At 72.5% G+C, this 1,299-nt stretch carries 1 protein-coding gene and 1 pseudogene; both read left to right on the top strand.

Annotation, left to right across the window (positions count from 1 at the left end; translation table 11 throughout):
- The first annotated feature begins 189 nt into the window (after positions 1-189).
- Positions 190-846 carry a response regulator transcription factor gene (locus AB0H87_RS41845; protein WP_360159442.1) on the top strand — a complete coding sequence of 219 codons (657 nt, stop codon included), beginning with the start codon at positions 190-192 and terminating at the stop codon, positions 844-846.
- A pseudogene (locus AB0H87_RS41840) lies at positions 843-1,299 on the top strand (two-component sensor histidine kinase); the annotation flags it as partial. The gene AB0H87_RS41845 and the pseudogene AB0H87_RS41840, both read left to right, overlap by 4 nt.

Genomic DNA, 1,299 nt, shown 5'->3' with positions numbered 1-1,299 from the left:
GGTGCCGCATGCGGGGACAGGACTACCTGGGCTCCCCCGAGCCGTACGCGTTCGACGTGCCTCCCGCGAACAGGCGGGCCGACTCGCTGCGGCCCGCTATGGCGGCGAAGTCAACGCGCCCGCCCGTTTCGGCGGCGCTTCCGAAATCGCTAACAGCGAAGAAACAGGTTCGCTCGGCACCATGAGGCGATGCGCATCCTGGTGGTCGAGGACGAACGGTTGCTCGCCGAGGCGATCGCCGAGTGGCTGCGCGACGACGCGCACGCCGTCGACGTCGCGCTGGACGGCGACGCGGCGCTGGAACGCCTGGCGGTCAACGACTACGACGTCGTGGTGCTCGACCGCGACCTGCCGAAGGTGCACGGCGACGACGTGTGCCGGGCCATGGTCGGCTCCGACACGACGGCCCGGATCCTGATGCTCACGGCCGCGGCCGAGGTCGGCGACCGGGTCGCCGGGTTGTCGCTCGGCGCCGACGACTACCTGCCCAAGCCGTTCGCGTTCGCGGAGCTGGCGGCCCGGGTGCAGGCCCTCGGTCGACGGGCCCGGCCCGCGCTGCCGCCGGTGCTGCGCCGGGCCGGCATCCTGCTGGACGCCGCGCGCCGCCAGGTCTTCCGCGACGACCGCTACGTGCCGCTGTCCAAGAAGGAGTTCGGCGTGCTGGCCGAACTGCTGCGGGCGGACGGCGCGGTGGTCAGCGCCGAGCAGCTGCTGGAGAAGGTGTGGGACGAGAACGCGGACCCGTTCACGTCGGCGGTCCGGCTCACCGTGCTGAAGCTGCGCCGCAAGCTCGGTGACCCGCCGGTCATCGAGACCCTGGCCGGAGAGGGGTACCGGATCTCGTGAAACGCTTCCGACCGACCCTGCGTACCCGGCTCACCCTGGTCTACGGCGGCCTGTTCCTGCTCGGTGGCATCGTGGTGCTCGGCGTGACCCACCTGCTCGTGGAGCAGCAGATCCGGCCGATCGGCGGCGTGATGGTCAACCGGCAGATCGGCCCGGGCCAGGGCGCCGCCCACGACACGGTCATCTTCCGCACCGCCGACGGCGCGCAGCTGCCCGCCGAGGACGTGCCGGACTACCTGGCCAAGACCAACGCCGACGTCCGCAGCGACGCGCTGACCTCGCAGCTCACCCAGGGTGGCATCGCGCTGGGTCTGGTCGGCAGTGCGGCGATCGGCCTCGGCTGGCTGGTCGCGGGCCGGGTGCTGGCACCGCTGCACCGGGTCACGGACACCGCCCGTCGCATCGCCCGCGGCGCGGATCTGAGCCTGCACGAGCGGATCGGGCTCACCGGCG

This window comes from Asanoa sp. NPDC050611 (genome assembly GCF_040654855.1).
In the GTDB taxonomy this organism is placed as follows: domain Bacteria; phylum Actinomycetota; class Actinomycetes; order Mycobacteriales; family Micromonosporaceae; genus Asanoa.
Note: the sequence above shows the minus strand (reverse complement) of the source record. Positions and strands in the feature narration are given on the sequence as shown.